18 protein-coding genes and 1 tRNA gene are annotated in these 14,813 nt (G+C 35.0%); 17 read left to right on the top strand and 2 right to left on the bottom strand.

Annotation, left to right across the window (positions count from 1 at the left end):
• The first annotated feature begins 197 nt into the window (after positions 1–197).
• The 5 genes from Q0L65_RS11835 to Q0L65_RS11815 all read left to right on the top strand — a co-directional run bounded on the left by Q0L65_RS11835 (position 198) and on the right by Q0L65_RS11815 (position 3,160).
• Positions 198–524 (top strand): metalloregulator ArsR/SmtB family transcription factor, encoded by a 327-nt coding sequence (locus Q0L65_RS11835; RefSeq protein WP_296686597.1) that lies wholly within the window; start codon positions 198–200, stop codon positions 522–524.
• Positions 525–541: 17 nt separating this feature from the next.
• A complete protein-coding gene (locus Q0L65_RS11830) occupies positions 542–1,018 on the top strand; it encodes a DUF6428 family protein (protein WP_296686595.1) in 477 nt (158 codons plus the stop codon).
• Positions 1,019–1,035: 17 nt separating this feature from the next.
• Entirely contained in the window at positions 1,036–1,644 is a 609-nt protein-coding gene (locus tag Q0L65_RS11825; RefSeq protein WP_296686594.1) for a protein-tyrosine-phosphatase, read from the top strand.
• A gap of 151 nt (positions 1,645–1,795) precedes the next feature.
• Positions 1,796–2,830 (top strand): ACR3 family arsenite efflux transporter, encoded by a 1,035-nt coding sequence (gene arsB, locus Q0L65_RS11820; protein WP_296686592.1) that lies wholly within the window; start codon positions 1,796–1,798, stop codon positions 2,828–2,830.
• A 105-nt stretch (positions 2,831–2,935) separates the two neighbouring features.
• The gene (locus tag Q0L65_RS11815) at positions 2,936–3,160 is read left to right on the top strand and encodes a hypothetical protein (RefSeq protein ID WP_296686591.1); all 225 of its coding nucleotides are present in this window, start codon (positions 2,936–2,938) and stop codon (positions 3,158–3,160) included.
• Between the two features lie 142 nt (positions 3,161–3,302).
• Here the strand turns inward: Q0L65_RS11815 and Q0L65_RS11810 are convergent, their stop codons facing one another.
• On the bottom strand, positions 3,303–3,755 hold the full coding sequence (locus Q0L65_RS11810) for a DUF4442 domain-containing protein (RefSeq protein ID WP_296686589.1): 453 nt from the start codon (positions 3,753–3,755) through the stop codon (positions 3,303–3,305).
• 279 nt (positions 3,756–4,034) lie between these two features.
• On the opposite strand from Q0L65_RS11810, the gene Q0L65_RS11805 reads away from it, so the two are divergent.
• The 5 genes from Q0L65_RS11805 to Q0L65_RS11785 all read left to right on the top strand — a co-directional run bounded on the left by Q0L65_RS11805 (position 4,035) and on the right by Q0L65_RS11785 (position 8,328).
• Entirely contained in the window at positions 4,035–4,490 is a 456-nt protein-coding gene (locus tag Q0L65_RS11805; RefSeq protein ID WP_296686588.1) for a DUF4870 domain-containing protein, read from the top strand.
• A gap of 111 nt (positions 4,491–4,601) precedes the next feature.
• Positions 4,602–4,934: a PadR family transcriptional regulator gene (locus tag Q0L65_RS11800; protein WP_296686586.1), complete on the top strand. Its 333-nt coding sequence runs from the start codon at positions 4,602–4,604 to the stop codon at positions 4,932–4,934.
• Between the two features lie 2 nt (positions 4,935–4,936).
• Complete coding sequence (locus Q0L65_RS11795) at positions 4,937–6,658, top strand: PspC domain-containing protein (RefSeq protein WP_296686585.1); 1,722 nt, start codon at positions 4,937–4,939, stop codon at positions 6,656–6,658.
• A 5-nt stretch (positions 6,659–6,663) separates the two neighbouring features.
• Positions 6,664–7,398, top strand: a complete 735-nt coding sequence (locus tag Q0L65_RS11790; RefSeq protein ID WP_296686583.1) for a head GIN domain-containing protein — start codon at positions 6,664–6,666, stop codon at positions 7,396–7,398.
• Between the two features lie 81 nt (positions 7,399–7,479).
• On the top strand, positions 7,480–8,328 hold the full coding sequence (locus Q0L65_RS11785; protein WP_296686580.1) for a DUF2807 domain-containing protein: 849 nt from the start codon (positions 7,480–7,482) through the stop codon (positions 8,326–8,328).
• Between the two features lie 66 nt (positions 8,329–8,394).
• On the opposite strand, the gene trxB is transcribed toward Q0L65_RS11785, so the two are convergent.
• Positions 8,395–9,345, bottom strand: a complete 951-nt coding sequence (trxB, locus tag Q0L65_RS11780) for a thioredoxin-disulfide reductase (protein WP_296686578.1) — start codon at positions 9,343–9,345, stop codon at positions 8,395–8,397.
• A 162-nt stretch (positions 9,346–9,507) separates the two neighbouring features.
• On the opposite strand from trxB, the gene Q0L65_RS11775 reads away from it, so the two are divergent.
• From Q0L65_RS11775 to Q0L65_RS11745, 7 genes are all read left to right on the top strand, one after another.
• Positions 9,508–9,582, top strand: a tRNA-Pro gene (locus Q0L65_RS11775).
• Between the two features lie 215 nt (positions 9,583–9,797).
• The gene (locus tag Q0L65_RS11770; protein WP_296686577.1) at positions 9,798–10,565 is read left to right on the top strand and encodes an AAA family ATPase; all 768 of its coding nucleotides are present in this window, start codon (positions 9,798–9,800) and stop codon (positions 10,563–10,565) included.
• A 4-nt stretch (positions 10,566–10,569) separates the two neighbouring features.
• Entirely contained in the window at positions 10,570–11,469 is a 900-nt protein-coding gene (locus Q0L65_RS11765) for a ParB/RepB/Spo0J family partition protein (protein ID WP_296686575.1), read from the top strand.
• Complete coding sequence (locus tag Q0L65_RS11760; RefSeq protein WP_296686573.1) at positions 11,469–12,029, top strand: DUF5683 domain-containing protein; 561 nt, start codon at positions 11,469–11,471, stop codon at positions 12,027–12,029. The genes Q0L65_RS11765 and Q0L65_RS11760 overlap by 1 nt, the downstream gene beginning before the upstream one ends.
• Positions 12,030–12,073: 44 nt before the next feature.
• Positions 12,074–12,775: a 4-hydroxy-tetrahydrodipicolinate reductase gene (gene dapB, locus Q0L65_RS11755; protein ID WP_296686571.1), complete on the top strand. Its 702-nt coding sequence runs from the start codon at positions 12,074–12,076 to the stop codon at positions 12,773–12,775.
• A 44-nt stretch (positions 12,776–12,819) separates the two neighbouring features.
• Entirely contained in the window at positions 12,820–14,367 is a 1,548-nt protein-coding gene (gene lepB, locus Q0L65_RS11750) for a signal peptidase I (RefSeq protein WP_296686570.1), read from the top strand.
• Positions 14,368–14,415: 48 nt separating this feature from the next.
• On the top strand, positions 14,416–14,811 hold the full coding sequence (locus tag Q0L65_RS11745) for a four helix bundle protein (protein WP_296686567.1): 396 nt from the start codon (positions 14,416–14,418) through the stop codon (positions 14,809–14,811).
• Positions 14,812–14,813: the final 2 nt, after the last annotated feature.

Here is a 14,813-nt window from a genome sequence, read left to right as displayed (position 1 = left end):
TATTTCCACTACTTAAGTAAATGGTCTGTTTTAAATAATAGAGTTAGTTAGTTAGTTTTTTAGTTAGTTTGCAACCCCAAAGCCAAATTGGTTTTGGGGTTTGCTTTTGAAATAAAATTAATTTTATGTTAATTCATAAATTAAAAAGAATTAAATAATTATATTTATCGTAATATTGCAATATAATAATACAACAAATGGGAATTACTAAAACAGAAGGATTTACAGCAGAGCAAAATGAATTGGCTATTTTAGCCAAAGCCATAGGACATCCAGCGCGAATTGCAATAATCGAATACCTATTAAAAACGGATTCTTGTATTTGTGGCGATATCGTCAATGAATTACCTCTCGCCCAACCTACCGTTTCGCAACATCTAAAAGAATTGAAAAACGCAGGTCTAATCAAAGGAAATATAGAAGGAACTTCCATTTGCTATTGTGTTAACGAAGAAGGTTTTAACAAATTAAAAGGCTTTTTTCAAAATATTAATGCGTATCTTACTAAGAAAGAATGTTGTTAAACTAAAATTATAAAACTATGACACTTTCAGCAATTAAATCCGAACTAAAAAAAGCAACTACTATTGCTTTTCAATTGCCAAATGGCGAACTCGTAGCACCTCACTTTCATGTAACAGAAGTAGGCAAAGTGACCAAACATTTCATCGACTGTGGCGGCACAGTTCGAACAGAAGAAGTGGCTAATTTTCAATTATGGGAGGCTAACGATTACGACCATCGTTTGCACCCCGAAAAACTAATTAGCATTATCGAATTATCAGAAAAAACATTGGGCATTCCTGATTTAGAAATCGAAGTAGAATACCAAATGAAAGACAGCATTGGTAAATTTGGTTTAGAGTTTGACGGAACACATTTTCAATTAACTTCCAAATTAACTGATTGCCTAGCCAAAGACAATTGCGGTATTCCTGAAACTCAATTACAACCTAAAGTAGGACAATGGAAAGCGAAAACCACATCTTGTTGCACACCTGATTCCAATTGTTGTTAAATCAAAATAAATAGAACATGTTCCAAAAATTAACTGCAACTGTAGAACACATTTCAAAAACTACTCTTTCCAATGAACGAAAAGAAGTACTACAACCTTTAATTGACTATATACAAACTAAAATCGACACACAACAACCGATTCGTTTGAACTTCATTTGCACACACAATTCAAGACGTAGTCATTTATCTCAGATTTGGGCACAAACCATGGCATTTCACTTCGGAATTAAAAATGTATTCTGCTATTCGGGTGGAACAGAAGCTACCGCTATGTTTCCTAAAGTAGGCGAAACATTAGTCAATCAAGGATTTCAAATTCAACAATTAAGTAGTGACAAAAATCCTGTATATGCTGTAAAATACGACGGAAATGAAGCCGCTATTATCTGTTTTTCCAAAACGTTTGATGACGCTTTCAATCCGAACAGTGCCTTTGCAGCCATTATGACGTGTTCCTCTGCCGATGCAGGTTGTCCCTTTATTGCGGGAGCCGAAAAACGCTTACCCATTCGCTACAACGATCCTAAAGCCTTTGACGGAACCGACTTAATGGATGCAAAATATGCGGAACGTAGCTTGGAAATTGCTTCAGAACTGTATTATGTTTTTTCAAAAATCAAATAAACCTTGTAGGTATTTTAATTAACAATCAATGAGATTGCTTCGTGCATTATAATGAACTATGAAATCGCTCTTAAAAACTAGTTTGCGATAGCAAATTCAATAATTTAACAGCGATAACATATTTGACCGCTGACAATTAACTTTAACAAATATGAAAAAAAGACTTAATTTTTTAGACCGATTTTTAACCCTATGGATATTTTCAGCCATGCTAGTTGGCGTTGCTATTGGTTACTTTATCCCAAATACCGCTGATTTTATCAATTCTTTTTCTACTGGAACAACCAATATCCCTTTGGCAATTGGATTGATTTTAATGATGTATCCGCCTTTGACTAAAATTGACTTTTCGAAAGTTCCTCAAATGTTTGAAAAACCAAAGCTCCTTACCGCTTCCTTTTTCATTACGTGGATTGTAGGGCCGTTTTTGATGTTTTCATTAGCGGTTTTATTCTTAAGAGATTATCCTGAATATATGACAGGACTCATCATCATTGGGCTAGCACCTTGTATTGCTATGGTCATTGTTTGGAACGAACTCGCCGAAGGCAACCGCGAACTCACCGCAGGATTAATAGGAATCAATAGTCTTTTGCAAGTTTTTTTCTTCAGTTTGTATGCCTATTTCTATCTAGAGATTATGTTGCCTCTTTTTGGCATCAAAGGCTTAGCATTGAACATTACTATTGCTGAAATTGCACAAACCGTTGGAATCTATTTAGGCATCCCTTTTGTATTAGCGGTAACTAGCCGTTATGCTATTAAAAAATTCATTGGCGACAAATGGTTCAACCAACAATTCCTTCCTTTTGTGTCTCCCATCACCCTGATTGCTTTATTGTTTACTATTGTAGTAATGTTCAGTTTAAAAGGAGAAATGATTGTCGATTTACCTTTGGATGTACTTCGTATCGCTTTACCTCTAGTAATTTTCTTTGCCATTATGTTTACCTTAATGTTTTTTGTGAGCAAAAAAATTGGCGCCAATTACCGTGATGCTGTAGCCTTATCATTTACCGCTTCTGGGAATAATTTTGAACTGGCCATTGCAGTGTCCATAGGTGTTTTTGGCATTAATAGTGGACAGGCCTTTGCGGGTGTGATTGGACCATTAGTAGAAGTTCCTGCTTTAATTACTTTAGTGAATGTCGCGTTTTGGTGGAGAAAAAAGTATTTTAACCAATAATGGATTTAAGCAAACATTAACTTTATTTTAAAAATCAATCTTGAAATTTATTTTATATTTGTGAGAGATTGAAAACTAAAAATCAAACAGATAAAAAATAAAATTATGAAAAAAGTAGTAGCTATTCTAGCCTTGGCTTTGTTTACTGTAAGTATGAATGCTCAAGAAGCAAAACAAGAGAAAAAAGAAATGAGTGTAACTATGAAGCACGATAAAAAAATGAGTGCTGACGAAGTGGCTAAATGCAAAGCCAAATGCAAAGCAGAAGGTAAAAAATGTGATGCTAAAATGGAAACAGCATCAGGTAAAAAATGTTGTGCAAAGAAATAATACTTAATTACACCATTTTAATAGGCTGTCTAAAAAGTTTAGAATTTGTCATTCCGAATTCATTTCGGAATCTAAAATAATCATTAAATATAGAAACTGAAACAAGTTCAGTTTGACAAGAACAAGATTTTTAGACAGTTTTTTATTTAAGACGAATACTCCATTCAAAATCCATTTCGGAAACTTGAATACCTTGCTCATTCATTCCAATGGATTTCATCCAAAAGGTTTGCCCTTCGCCTGTGGCTATTGTGTTTTGAATCGCTGCTTCGATTAAATGACCGTCATTGCAGGTAAACGTAATACGTCCTGTTGCTTTCTTAGTAAAATTGCCTTTATTATTAGCTACCAACATCGATATCTTACGCCCGCTTTTTTGAATATGATACATCACTAAAGCACCCGTACTCAACTCAGCTCCCATGGCTTGAACTGCAAAATACATGGACTGAAACGGATTTTGGTTGATCCAACGATGTTTTACCGAAACTACACATTGATTAGCGTCGATGGTTTGTACTCGGACTCCGCAAAAGAAAGCAGAAGGCAATTGGAACAACAAAAATCGATTCAGTTTAGATGCAGTAATTATCATTAGAAGTAATTTTTAGTAAAAATAGTAAAAACAGAAGTCCAAATACTACTTTAAGCAGATAAAAAACAACAACTTCCTGCAAGGTCTTTTTTTGACCTTGTAGGTATTGGTTATCGAATAAAACAAACACCTACAAGGTGCTAATACACCTTGCAGGAGATTTAAAAATAGGTTTTATTTTTTTAAATGTTAATATTATGTTAATATTTACTACTATGCAAAACAAGATACTTTCTTTTGGATATATATTTGCATAAGAAATTACTATACGCTTTTATTATGCTAACAAATTCAGAAAAAAATTGGGCAACTTTGACACACTTAAGTGCGTTAAGTCAGTATTGTTTTCCGTTGGGAAATTTTGTGCTACCTATCATTATTTGGAGTTCAAAAAAAGATCAATCGGATTTTGTAGATGCTAATGGAAAGCAAAGTTTGAATTTTCAATTGAGCGTTTTATTGTACTCATTGATTTTGGGAGCTATAATTATTCCTGTCTTCATTATTACCTTTTTACAACAAATTCCATTGCATGAATTGACACAACACCATCATTTTTCAATTGAAGATTTTAATTTTGCCGAAAATATTGGACTAATTACCACCGGAGCAATTGCGCTATTCTTTTTGGCTTGCTTAAAAATAGTCGAATTTTTCTTGATTATTCAAGCTTCGGTCAAAACAGCTAACGGAGAACCATACAGCTATCCTTTAACCATAAAATTCATGAAATAAAGCGTACCCCTAGCCCCGATTACAATGAAAATCCTTTTTATGGAGCACAGCGAAATAAAAAGATTGTAATGGAAAGCGGGAAACAGCTCCTTAACAAAAAAATAAAAAGAAATGAATATAGAAAACACTAAAGCCCAGATGCGTAAGGGTGTCCTCGAGTTTTGCATCCTCTCTGTTTTGAAAGAGAAATATGCCTATACATCGGAAATATTAGACACCTTGAAAAACGCCAAATTATTGGTCGTGGAGGGAACGATTTATCCGCTTTTGACTCGCTTAAAAAACGACGGTTTGTTAGACTACCGTTGGGAAGAATCAACTTCTGGACCACCTAGAAAATATTATGGTTTGACCGAAGATGGACAAACTTTTTTAAATGAATTGAATGGCACTTGGATGGAATTATCGAATGCCGTAAACTTAATCACCAATCAAAACGAATAGTCATGAATAAAACTGTAACCATAAATTTAGGAGGAATTGTATTCCATATTGACGAAGATGCGTACCAAAAATTATCGCGCTATTTTGATGCTATCAAACGTTCTTTAACGAATTCATCTGGACAAGACGAAATTATTAAAGACATTGAAATGCGTATTTCGGAATTGCTGGGTGAAAAATTACTTTCAGACAAACACGTAATTGGTTTAAAAGAAATCGATGAAGTGATTGCTGTAATGGGTCAACCGGAAGATTACATTATTGAAGAGGAGCCAAAAAGCGAACCCGCTTATCAAACGTACAAAAAGTCCAAAAAACTATACCGTGATAAAGACAAAGGGATGATTGGAGGCGTTGCTGCTGGTCTAAGTCATTATTTAGGCATCGATGTGGTTTGGATACGAGTGATTTTATTATTGTTTTTTGCTGGATTTGGAACAGGAATACTAGCCTACATCATTTTATGGATTGCCACACCTGAAGCGATAACTACTTCAGAAAAACTAGAAATGACGGGAGAGCCGGTAACTATTTCGAGTATTGAGAAAAAAGTACGCGAAGAATTTGATTCGGTTTCAGAAAAAATCAAAAATGTAGATTACGATAAATACGGCAATCAAATTAAAACAGGTGCTGAAAAATTTGGAAATTCGTTAAGCGAAATCATTAGTAACATTTTCAAGGTTTTTGCAAAATTTTTAGGGGTAATTCTAATCATTTCGGGGGTTACTGTTTTGTTCTTTTTATTCGTTGGAATTTTTACTTTAGGAAGCGTTGCATTTATTAAATTCCCATGGACTGAATTTGTCAACGCAGGTAATTTTACAGAGTATCCTATTTGGGTATTTGGATTATTAATGTTTTTAGCGGTGGGAATTCCGTTCTTTTTCTTAACGCTGTTAGGATTTAGATTGTTGTCGCCTGCCATAAAATCTATTGGAAGTATTGCAAAATATACGCTACTTGCTTTATGGATTTTGGCAATTGCAGCATTGATTTCTATCGGTATTCAGCAAGCCTCTGAGGTAGCTTACGAAGGCAAGACCGTTCAAAAAGAAAACCTGAATATACAACCTACCGACACGCTTCAAATTAAATTCAGATACAACGAATATTATACGAAAGACATCGATGACAACGACAATTTTAGATTTGTTCAAGATGCCTCAAACAACCAATTAATTTACTCCAATAACATTCGATTTGAAATTTTAAAAACAGATGAAAAATTACCTTTCATTCAAATTGAAAGATTAGCGAGAGGAAAATCGTTCCAAGAAGCTAAAAAACGTGCCGAAAAAATTCAATACGGATTTAAATTAGAAGGAAATCAATTACTATTAGACAATTATTTATTGACTAGTGTAACCGATAAATTCCGTGATCAAGAAGTAGCTATTTATTTGTACTTACCTGAAGGAATAACATTTAAAGTAGACGAATCGGCACAACATTATGATGAATCCGATAATGAATTTTTTAATTTGCATTTCAGTTCAGATGACTATACTTACAAAGTAAATAGCACACAAGTAAAATGCCTGAATTGCCCAGAAAATGAAAACGAATACGATGATGTGGAAACAGGAATTACAGAAGATAGTACTGGTAACGATACCGTTGTTACCACTACAGTTAAAGTGAATGGCGAAGTAGTAACTGTAAACAAATCAGCCAAAAAAGGGCTAACGGTAAATAAAGAAGGTGTAATTGTAAAAAAATAATAGCCATGATTAAAATTATCACTTGGATTACCAAAATTATTGTAATAGTCCTTACTGCACTATTTTTTAGCTCTTGTCATTTTGACTACAATAGCATTAAAGGCAGCGGTCGTATCACGACAGAAAAAAGAACAATAACAGAAAAGTTCACCGGTATTGAGGTAAACAGTGCTATCGAATTAAGTATTGAACAGTCTAACGAAACTGAAATTGTAGTAGAAGCAGATGACAATCTCCAAACCAGCATTATAACCGAAGTAAAAAATGGGAAGTTAATTATTTCGAGTGGGCCACACCTGAGTATTCGTAATGGCACTAGGAAAGTGAAAGTAAAAATGCCTAGTATTGAAATTTTAGAAGCCTCAAGTGCCTCCTCTATTGATAGTCGCACCCCTCTTAAAGGAAACCAAATTTACATAAAAGCTTCAAGTGCAGCCAACATTAATTTGGACTTAGAAATGGATGCTATTAATTGTAAATCTAGTAGTGGTAGTACCATTAAATTAAAAGGGTTGGCGCTACAATTAGACGCACAAGCGTCAAGCGGGAGCAATACCGAATGCTTTCGATTGTTAACTAACGAAGTAATTGCTGATGCCTCAAGCGGCGCTTCGATTGAAGTACATCCTGTTCTTAGTTTAAAAGCCGAAGCTTCTAGCGGCGCTTCGATAACATACAATATCGTTCCTAAAACGCTTCAAAAGAAAGCCAGTTCAGGCGGAAGTATTGAACAAGACTAGTATTTACACTCATAAAAAAACAAGAAAAATCATTCATCACAAGTGAATGATTTTTTTATATTTGTATAAAACCTACTAGCCATGAAACCAAAAATTTACTTTTCAATTATAGCACTTATTTTTTCATCAAGCATACTTCTAGCTCAAAAAGCAGAAAAAATAAAAGGGTCAAAAGTGGTTACTTCTTCGGTCAAAGAAATCAAATCATTCAATGCTATTGAAGTCGAAGATAATCTGGAAATTAATCTAGAAAAAGGAGATAAAAACGAAATCAAAATTGAAGCAGATGACAATTTACACGACATCATCAACTTCAATGTACAAGATGAAATTCTTATTATTTCAACTTCCAAAGACGCTCAAAACTTCAAAAAACTTGCTGTAAAAGTGACTTATACGAATGATTTGAACCTAGTCACTACTAAAGACGAATCCGTTGTCAATGCCATTCAGGTGATTATTTTAGACAATATCACTTTTAAAACACTAAATAAATCGAAACTATTCTTAAATGTAAATGCAGCAAATTTTATTCTACAAGCAGACGATAAATCAAAGATTGAACTGAATCTAAAAGGAGACAACACTTTTATTGAGCTAAGCAAAAACACTTCTTTAAAGGCTCTAATTAACAGTACTAATTTGAAATGTGATTTGTACCAAAAAGCAACAGCAACTTTAGAAGGTGATGCTAACAATACTACCTTACGATTAGACAATTCGGCTGAACTAACCGCGCGCAATTTTAATAGTAAAAATACAGATATATCCATAGAAGGAAGTGCTTCTTGTAGCCTATTAGCCGAAAACACGATAGTAATTGATGCTACTGACAAAACCGAAATAGAGTTGTATGGCAGTCCAAAAATAGAAATTCGTCAACTCGCTGGGGAAGCAAAACTATTCAAAAAACCTATTGGCAAAAAATAAAAAGGTAAAACCCGAACATAAAAAAAGTCCCAAAATTGGGACTTTTTTTATTAATGTAAAACAGTATTAATGACCTTTGGCTGCCAAATAACGTTCTGCGTCCAAAGCCGCCATACAACCTGTACCCGCAGCCGTAATCGCTTGGCGGTACACATGATCAGCAGCGTCTCCTGCTACAAAAACTCCCGCTACATTTGTTTTTGATGTACCTGGAGTATTTACAATATAACCTGTTTCATCAAGCGTAATATACTCTTTAAAAATAGCCGTATTCGGTTGATGACCAATAGCAACAAAGAAACCTGTTGCTGGAATTTCAAAAACTTCGTCAGTCGTTTTGTTTTTTGCTTTAACACCAGTTACCACTTGTTCGTCTCCCAACACCTCTACTGTATCGTGATTCATTAAAATGGTGATATTTTCTGTAGCACGAACACGTTCTTCCATAATTTTGGAAGCTCTAAATTTCTCGCTACGCACTAACATAGTCACTTTTTTACACAATTTAGATAAGTAGTGGGCTTCTTCACAAGCCGAATCTCCTGCTCCAACAATAACTACTTCTTGATTTCTGTAGAAAAACCCATCACAAACGGCACAAGCAGAAACACCTCCACCCATTTTCAAATAGTGTTGTTCAGAAGGCAATCCTAAATATTTTGCCGAAGCGCCTGTAGAAATGATTACCGTTGCACAGTGCAATTCGACACTATCATTAATCCAAACTTTATGAATTGGTCCTGAAAAATCGACTTTAGTAGCCCATCCATCACGAATATCCGCACCAAAACGTTGCGCTTGTGCTTGTAAATGTACCATCATCTCAGGTCCTGTCACTCCATCTACATAACCTGGAAAATTTTCTACTTCATTAGTCGTAGTTAATTGTCCCCCTGGTTGCATTCCTTGGTACAAAACGGGATTCATGTTGGCTCTTGCAGCATAAATAGCAGCCGTGTAACCTGCTGGCCCAGAACCTATAATAAGGCATTTAATTTTTTCGATTGTATCTGACATAGTAGTACTTATTTGTATATTTTTTATAGATAACAAAGGTAGTTTTTAAATAAAAACGGCAAACAAAAAAACATCATTTTTAGTTATTTAAAAATAATCCCTGCCTATTTTTACTTTTGACTTGCTAAAATAAAAATTAATTCTATCTTTGCACTCGCGTTACGGGGTGTAGCGTAGCCCGGTTATCGCGCCTGCTTTGGGAGCAGGAGGCCGCAGGTTCGAATCCTGCCACCCCGACAAAAATCCTTTTTGCTTTGCAAAAGGGATTTTTTATTTTATACCTATTCCAATAAGACAACGATAAAGCCAAAAAAGCAACTCACATTACACTTAAAACACCTTTTTTAGAGTTGTCAAATAGCAACAAATCAAGTCGTAACAAATGTTAACAAAATAGATTTTCAGAAACGAGAATTAATTGTATTTTTACCATTCAAAATTCAAAAAAATAAATGGGTAAAATCATTGCTATTGCCAATCAAAAAGGAGGAGTTGGAAAGACCACTACATCTGTAAATCTTGCCGCTTCTTTGGGTGTTCTAGAAAAAAAAGTACTACTAATTGATGCTGATCCTCAAGCCAATGCCACTTCGGGATTGGGAATTGATGTCGAATCAGTTGAAATTGGTACCTACCAAATTTTAGAACATAGCCATTCGCCAAAAGAAGCCATCATCAGTTGTTCGGCTCCGAATGTAGATATAATCCCAGCTCATATTGACTTGGTTGCCATCGAAATTGAATTGGTAGACAAAGAAAATAGAGAGTACATGCTAAAACAAGCATTGCAAAGCGTGAAAGACGACTATGATTTTATCATTATCGATTGCGCCCCTTCTCTTGGATTATTGACTTTGAACGCCCTAACCGCATCAGACTCTGTAATCATTCCAATCCAATGCGAATATTTTGCTCTAGAAGGTTTAGGAAAATTATTGAATACCATCAAAAGTATTCAAAAAATACATAACCCAGAATTGGATATTGAAGGATTATTATTGACCATGTTCGATTCGCGTTTGCGTTTATCCAACCAAGTGGTTGAAGAAGTACAAAAACATTTTAACGATATGGTATTCGAAACCATCATCCAAAGAAATATCAAGTTAAGCGAAGCGCCAAGTTTTGGCGAAAGCATTATAAATTATGACGCTACAAGTAAAGGAGCTACCAACTACTTGCATTTAGCTCAAGAAGTAATTCAAAAAAACAGCAACTAATTGTATGGCAAAAGCAATAAAAAAACAAGCTTTAGGAAGAGGATTATCTGCATTACTAAAGGATCCAGAAAACGATATCAAATCAGTACATGATAAAAACGCCGATAAAGTTGTTGGAAACATCATTGAGTTAGAAATTGATGCCATTGAAATCAATCCATTTCAACCTCGAAGCAATTTTAACGAAGAATCATTAAAAGAATTAGCCACTTCTATCAAAGAATTGGGTGTAATTCAGCCCATTACTGTTCGTAAATTAGACTTTAATAAATACCAATTAATTTCAGGAGAACGTCGTTTGCGCGCTTCTACTTTGGTAGGTTTAAAAACGGTTCCAGCTTACATCCGAATTGCTAATGACAACGAATCATTGGTTATGGCTTTGGTGGAAAACATCCAACGCCACGACTTAGATCCTATTGAAATTGCGCTTTCGTACCAACGATTGATGGACGAAATTGAATTAACTCAGGAGCAAATGAGTGAACGTGTGGGTAAAAAACGCTCCACTATTGCCAATTATTTGCGTTTGTTAAAACTTGATCCAATCATTCAAACTGGTATTCGCGATGGGTTCATCAGTATGGGACACGGTCGTGCTATTATCAACATTGAAGACTTAGACGTTCAAACTGATATTTACCAAAAAATTGTAAGTCAAAATTTATCTGTTCGTGATACTGAAGCCTTAGTTAAAAGCTATCAAGACAGCTTGAAACCAAAACCAGCTACTAAAGCTAAATCGGTTTCTTTTGAAGTGGCTCCAAGCGAAAAAAATAAATTTACCGACTATTTCGGAACCAAAGTAGACATCAAAGTAGCTGGAAATGGCAAGGGTAAAATTACCATTCCTTTTCACTCTGAAGAAGACTTCAATAGAATTGTCAAATTAATCAAAGGATAGTGCATAAAACTCTTTTCATAGCTATTTTCTTTTTGTTTTTGGGAAACACCGTCGTTTTTGCACAAGCTAAAACCGTTACCTCAAAAACAGCAAAAGACAGCTTGAAATCGATCAATATTGACCCTTTAACCCCTGCAAAAGCCGCTTTTTATTCGGCTGTCTTACCCGGTTTAGGTCAAGCCTACAATAAAAAATACTGGAAAATTCCTTTGGTATATGGTGCTATTGGAACCAGTCTTTATTTTTATATTGATAGCAACAACAAATACCATCAGTATCGAGATGCTTACAAACGAAGATTAGAAGGCTACAGTGATGATAAATTCAGCTATTTAGACACTAACCGACTAATTACAGCACAAAAATTCTACCAACGCAATCGCGATTTATCAGCACTATTCGTTATAGGTTTTTATGCGCTAAACATTATCGATGCCAACGTAGATGCGGCTTTGATACAATTTAATGTAAACGAAAATTTATCACTCCAACCAGTGGTATATCCCGATGCTGTAACATTTAAAGCAAATGTGGGACTAACTCTTAATTATAATTTTTAGAAGGATGTAATTCACTTCTAAATGACTTTTAAAAAATATAAAAAATGAAAATTGCGCTTTTAGGATACGGAAAAATGGGTAAAGTGATTGAACGAATTGCCCTTGAAAGAGGTCACGAAATTGTCTTGAAAAAAGACGAGTTCAATACTTACGAAGGTCTCTCCAATGCAGATGTTGCGATTGATTTTAGCGTTCCAACGGCGGCTGTAGAGAATATCTCTAGTTGTTTTCACGCCAATGTTCCTGTAGTTTCTGGAACAACGGGCTGGCTAGACCGTTATGACGAAATAATAGCGCTTTGCCATGAAAAAAAGGGCGGCTTTATTTCTAGTTCTAATTTCAGCTTAGGGGTCAACTTATTCTTTGAATTGAATGATTATTTAGCCAAAATAATGGCGCCATACACTTCCTATTCTGTTGACATGGAAGAAATTCATCACACGCAAAAATTAGACGCTCCAAGTGGTACTGCTATTTCTTTGGCTAAAGGTGTTATTGAAAATAGTAAGTATACCAATTGGACATTAGACCAAGCAGCTGCCAATGAAATTCATATTGAAGCTTTACGAATTGCCGATGTTCCAGGTACACATACCGTAACCTACAATTCCGAAGTGGATAGCATCGAAATCAAACATACCGCTCACAACCGTGAAGGATTTGCTTTAGGCGCTGTAATTGCCGCCGAATGGTTGGCTGGCAAACAAGGAGTTTTCACAATGAAAGACGTATTAAATTTTAAATAATTTCATAGAATTACCCCTGAATTCAGGACTTAAACAACAAGATTATGACATTATCACAATGGTTTATTTTTTTCTTACTAGTACAAGTAGTTCACTTCATAGGAACTTGGAAATTGTACGTAAGTGCCGGTAGAAAAGCTTGGGAAGCCGCTATTCCAGTTTACAATGCAATAGTACTTTTCAAAATAATTGGTCGCCCAACATGGTGGACTATTTTACTTTTCTTGCCCATTATCAACCTAATTTTATTTCCTGTAGTTTGGGTTGAAACCTTACGCAGTTTTGGTAAAAATTCCACCTTAGACAAAGTCTTAGGAATCGCTACTTTCGGTTTGTATATCGCATATGTCAGTTATACCCAAAAATTAAACTATAGTGCCGATAGAAGTGCTGAACCTGTAAACAAAACTGCCGATACTGTCAGCTCATTGCTTTTCGCTATTGTGGTAGCTACTTTTGTTCACACCTACTTTATTCAGCCATTCACCATTCCAACTTCTTCATTGGAAAAATCATTATTGGTAGGTGACTTTTTATTTGTGAGCAAAGTGAACTACGGAGCAAGAACTCCAATGACAACTGTAGCTTTACCAATGGTACACGACACCATCCCTTTGACTAAAAAGAAATCGTACCTGAATTGGCCTCAGTTACCTTATTTCAGAATTCCTGGATTTCAAACTGTGGAGCGAAATGATATCGTGGTATTCAATTGGCCTGTCGATACCGTATACAAATTCAGAGACCAATCAGGATTGAGAGTAGACAAACCTATCGACAAAAAATCAAACTATGTAAAACGTTGTGTGGGAGTTCCTGGAGATCAATTAGAAATCAAAGACGGAATTGTATTCGTAAACGGAAAAGAATTGATTTTGCCAGAAAGAGCAAAACCTCAATTCTCTTACAAAGTAGCCTTAGATGGTAAAACTCCTATTGATTTTGAATATCTTTTAAAAGATATGGACATCACTGACGGAGCTGGTTTTATGGATGCCGAAAAAAGAGATACGTTATTCATCGCTGCTTTAACTGCTGCTAATGCCGAAAGATTACAACATATTCCTGGAATTACTGGGGTACAAAAAATCATTTCAAAAGAAGTGGAACCAGGTATTTTTCCACACATCAACAAATGGAATCGCGATAATTTTGGGCCTATTTATATTCCACAACAAGGAGAAACAGTGGCTTTAAATTTAGAGACATTACCCTTCTATAAAGCCATCATTACCGACTACGAAAAAAACGACTTAAAAGTAACAGGTACTGAAATCCGAATCAATGGAAAAATTGCTACCTCATACACCTTCCAACAAAATTATTATTGGATGATGGGAGACAATCGTCATAACTCCGAAGATAGCCGTTATTGGGGGTACGTGCCTGAAAACCACATTGTAGGAAAACCAATCTTCATTTGGATGAGCTGGGACTCCAATGCCAAAGGATTGAAAAAAATTCGTTGGGATCGATTATTCACTACCGTTAGTGGCGAAGGTCAACCCCAATCGTATTTTAAATTTTTCCTATTGGCCTTAGTTGCTTATTTCATCGGAGAATATTTTTGGAAAAAAAGAAAAACAATGTAATTTAAAGTTGTTTATTCGTTGATTTGGTAATTTGGTAATTTGAGAAAAATGTATACTTATTCATTTGAAAAGCTGGAAGTTTGGAACGAATCAAAAGAATTTACCAAATCAATCTATACAATAACTTCAACATTTCCTGATCAAGAAAAGTTCGGATTAATTTCTCAATTACGAAGAGCTGCAGTTTCAATTTGTTCCAATATAGCGGAAGGATCTGCACGAAGTACTTATAAAGATAAAGCGCATTTTACTACGATGGCTTTTAGCTCAGCTATTGAAGTAATAAACCAACTTATCTTATGCTTTGAAATGAATTTTATTTCGGAAGAAGTATATTCAAAATTAAGACTGGAATTAGAGAGCATTACTAATAAGTTGAATGGATTACGAAATTACCAAACCAATCAAATTACAAATAAATCAAATAACCAAATTAACGAATAATC

The organism is Flavobacterium sp. (genome assembly GCF_024642105.1).
Lineage (GTDB): Bacteria > Bacteroidota > Bacteroidia > Flavobacteriales > Flavobacteriaceae > Flavobacterium.
Note: the sequence above shows the minus strand (reverse complement) of the source record. Positions and strands in the feature narration are given on the sequence as shown.

Excerpts from the sequence above, each read along its gene's own strand:
- Q0L65_RS11835 (WP_296686597.1), top strand. The coding sequence starts at position 198 with ATGGGAATTACTAAAACAGAAGGATTTACAGCAGAGCAAAATGAATTG.
- Q0L65_RS11830 (WP_296686595.1), top strand. The coding sequence starts at position 542 with ATGACACTTTCAGCAATTAAATCCGAACTAAAAAAAGCAACTACTATT.
- Q0L65_RS11825 (WP_296686594.1), top strand. The coding sequence starts at position 1,036 with ATGTTCCAAAAATTAACTGCAACTGTAGAACACATTTCAAAAACTACT.
- arsB (WP_296686592.1), top strand. The coding sequence starts at position 1,796 with ATGAAAAAAAGACTTAATTTTTTAGACCGATTTTTAACCCTATGGATA.
- Q0L65_RS11815 (WP_296686591.1), top strand. The coding sequence starts at position 2,936 with ATGAAAAAAGTAGTAGCTATTCTAGCCTTGGCTTTGTTTACTGTAAGT.
- Q0L65_RS11810 (WP_296686589.1), bottom strand. The coding sequence starts at position 3,755 with ATGATAATTACTGCATCTAAACTGAATCGATTTTTGTTGTTCCAATTG.
- Q0L65_RS11805 (WP_296686588.1), top strand. The coding sequence starts at position 4,035 with ATGCTAACAAATTCAGAAAAAAATTGGGCAACTTTGACACACTTAAGT.
- Q0L65_RS11800 (WP_296686586.1), top strand. The coding sequence starts at position 4,602 with ATGAATATAGAAAACACTAAAGCCCAGATGCGTAAGGGTGTCCTCGAG.
- Q0L65_RS11795 (WP_296686585.1), top strand. The coding sequence starts at position 4,937 with ATGAATAAAACTGTAACCATAAATTTAGGAGGAATTGTATTCCATATT.
- Q0L65_RS11790 (WP_296686583.1), top strand. The coding sequence starts at position 6,664 with ATGATTAAAATTATCACTTGGATTACCAAAATTATTGTAATAGTCCTT.
- Q0L65_RS11785 (WP_296686580.1), top strand. The coding sequence starts at position 7,480 with ATGAAACCAAAAATTTACTTTTCAATTATAGCACTTATTTTTTCATCA.
- trxB (WP_296686578.1), bottom strand. The coding sequence starts at position 9,345 with ATGTCAGATACAATCGAAAAAATTAAATGCCTTATTATAGGTTCTGGG.
- Q0L65_RS11770 (WP_296686577.1), top strand. The coding sequence starts at position 9,798 with ATGGGTAAAATCATTGCTATTGCCAATCAAAAAGGAGGAGTTGGAAAG.
- Q0L65_RS11765 (WP_296686575.1), top strand. The coding sequence starts at position 10,570 with ATGGCAAAAGCAATAAAAAAACAAGCTTTAGGAAGAGGATTATCTGCA.
- dapB (WP_296686571.1), top strand. The coding sequence starts at position 12,074 with ATGAAAATTGCGCTTTTAGGATACGGAAAAATGGGTAAAGTGATTGAA.
- lepB (WP_296686570.1), top strand. The coding sequence starts at position 12,820 with ATGACATTATCACAATGGTTTATTTTTTTCTTACTAGTACAAGTAGTT.
- Q0L65_RS11745 (WP_296686567.1), top strand. The coding sequence starts at position 14,416 with ATGTATACTTATTCATTTGAAAAGCTGGAAGTTTGGAACGAATCAAAA.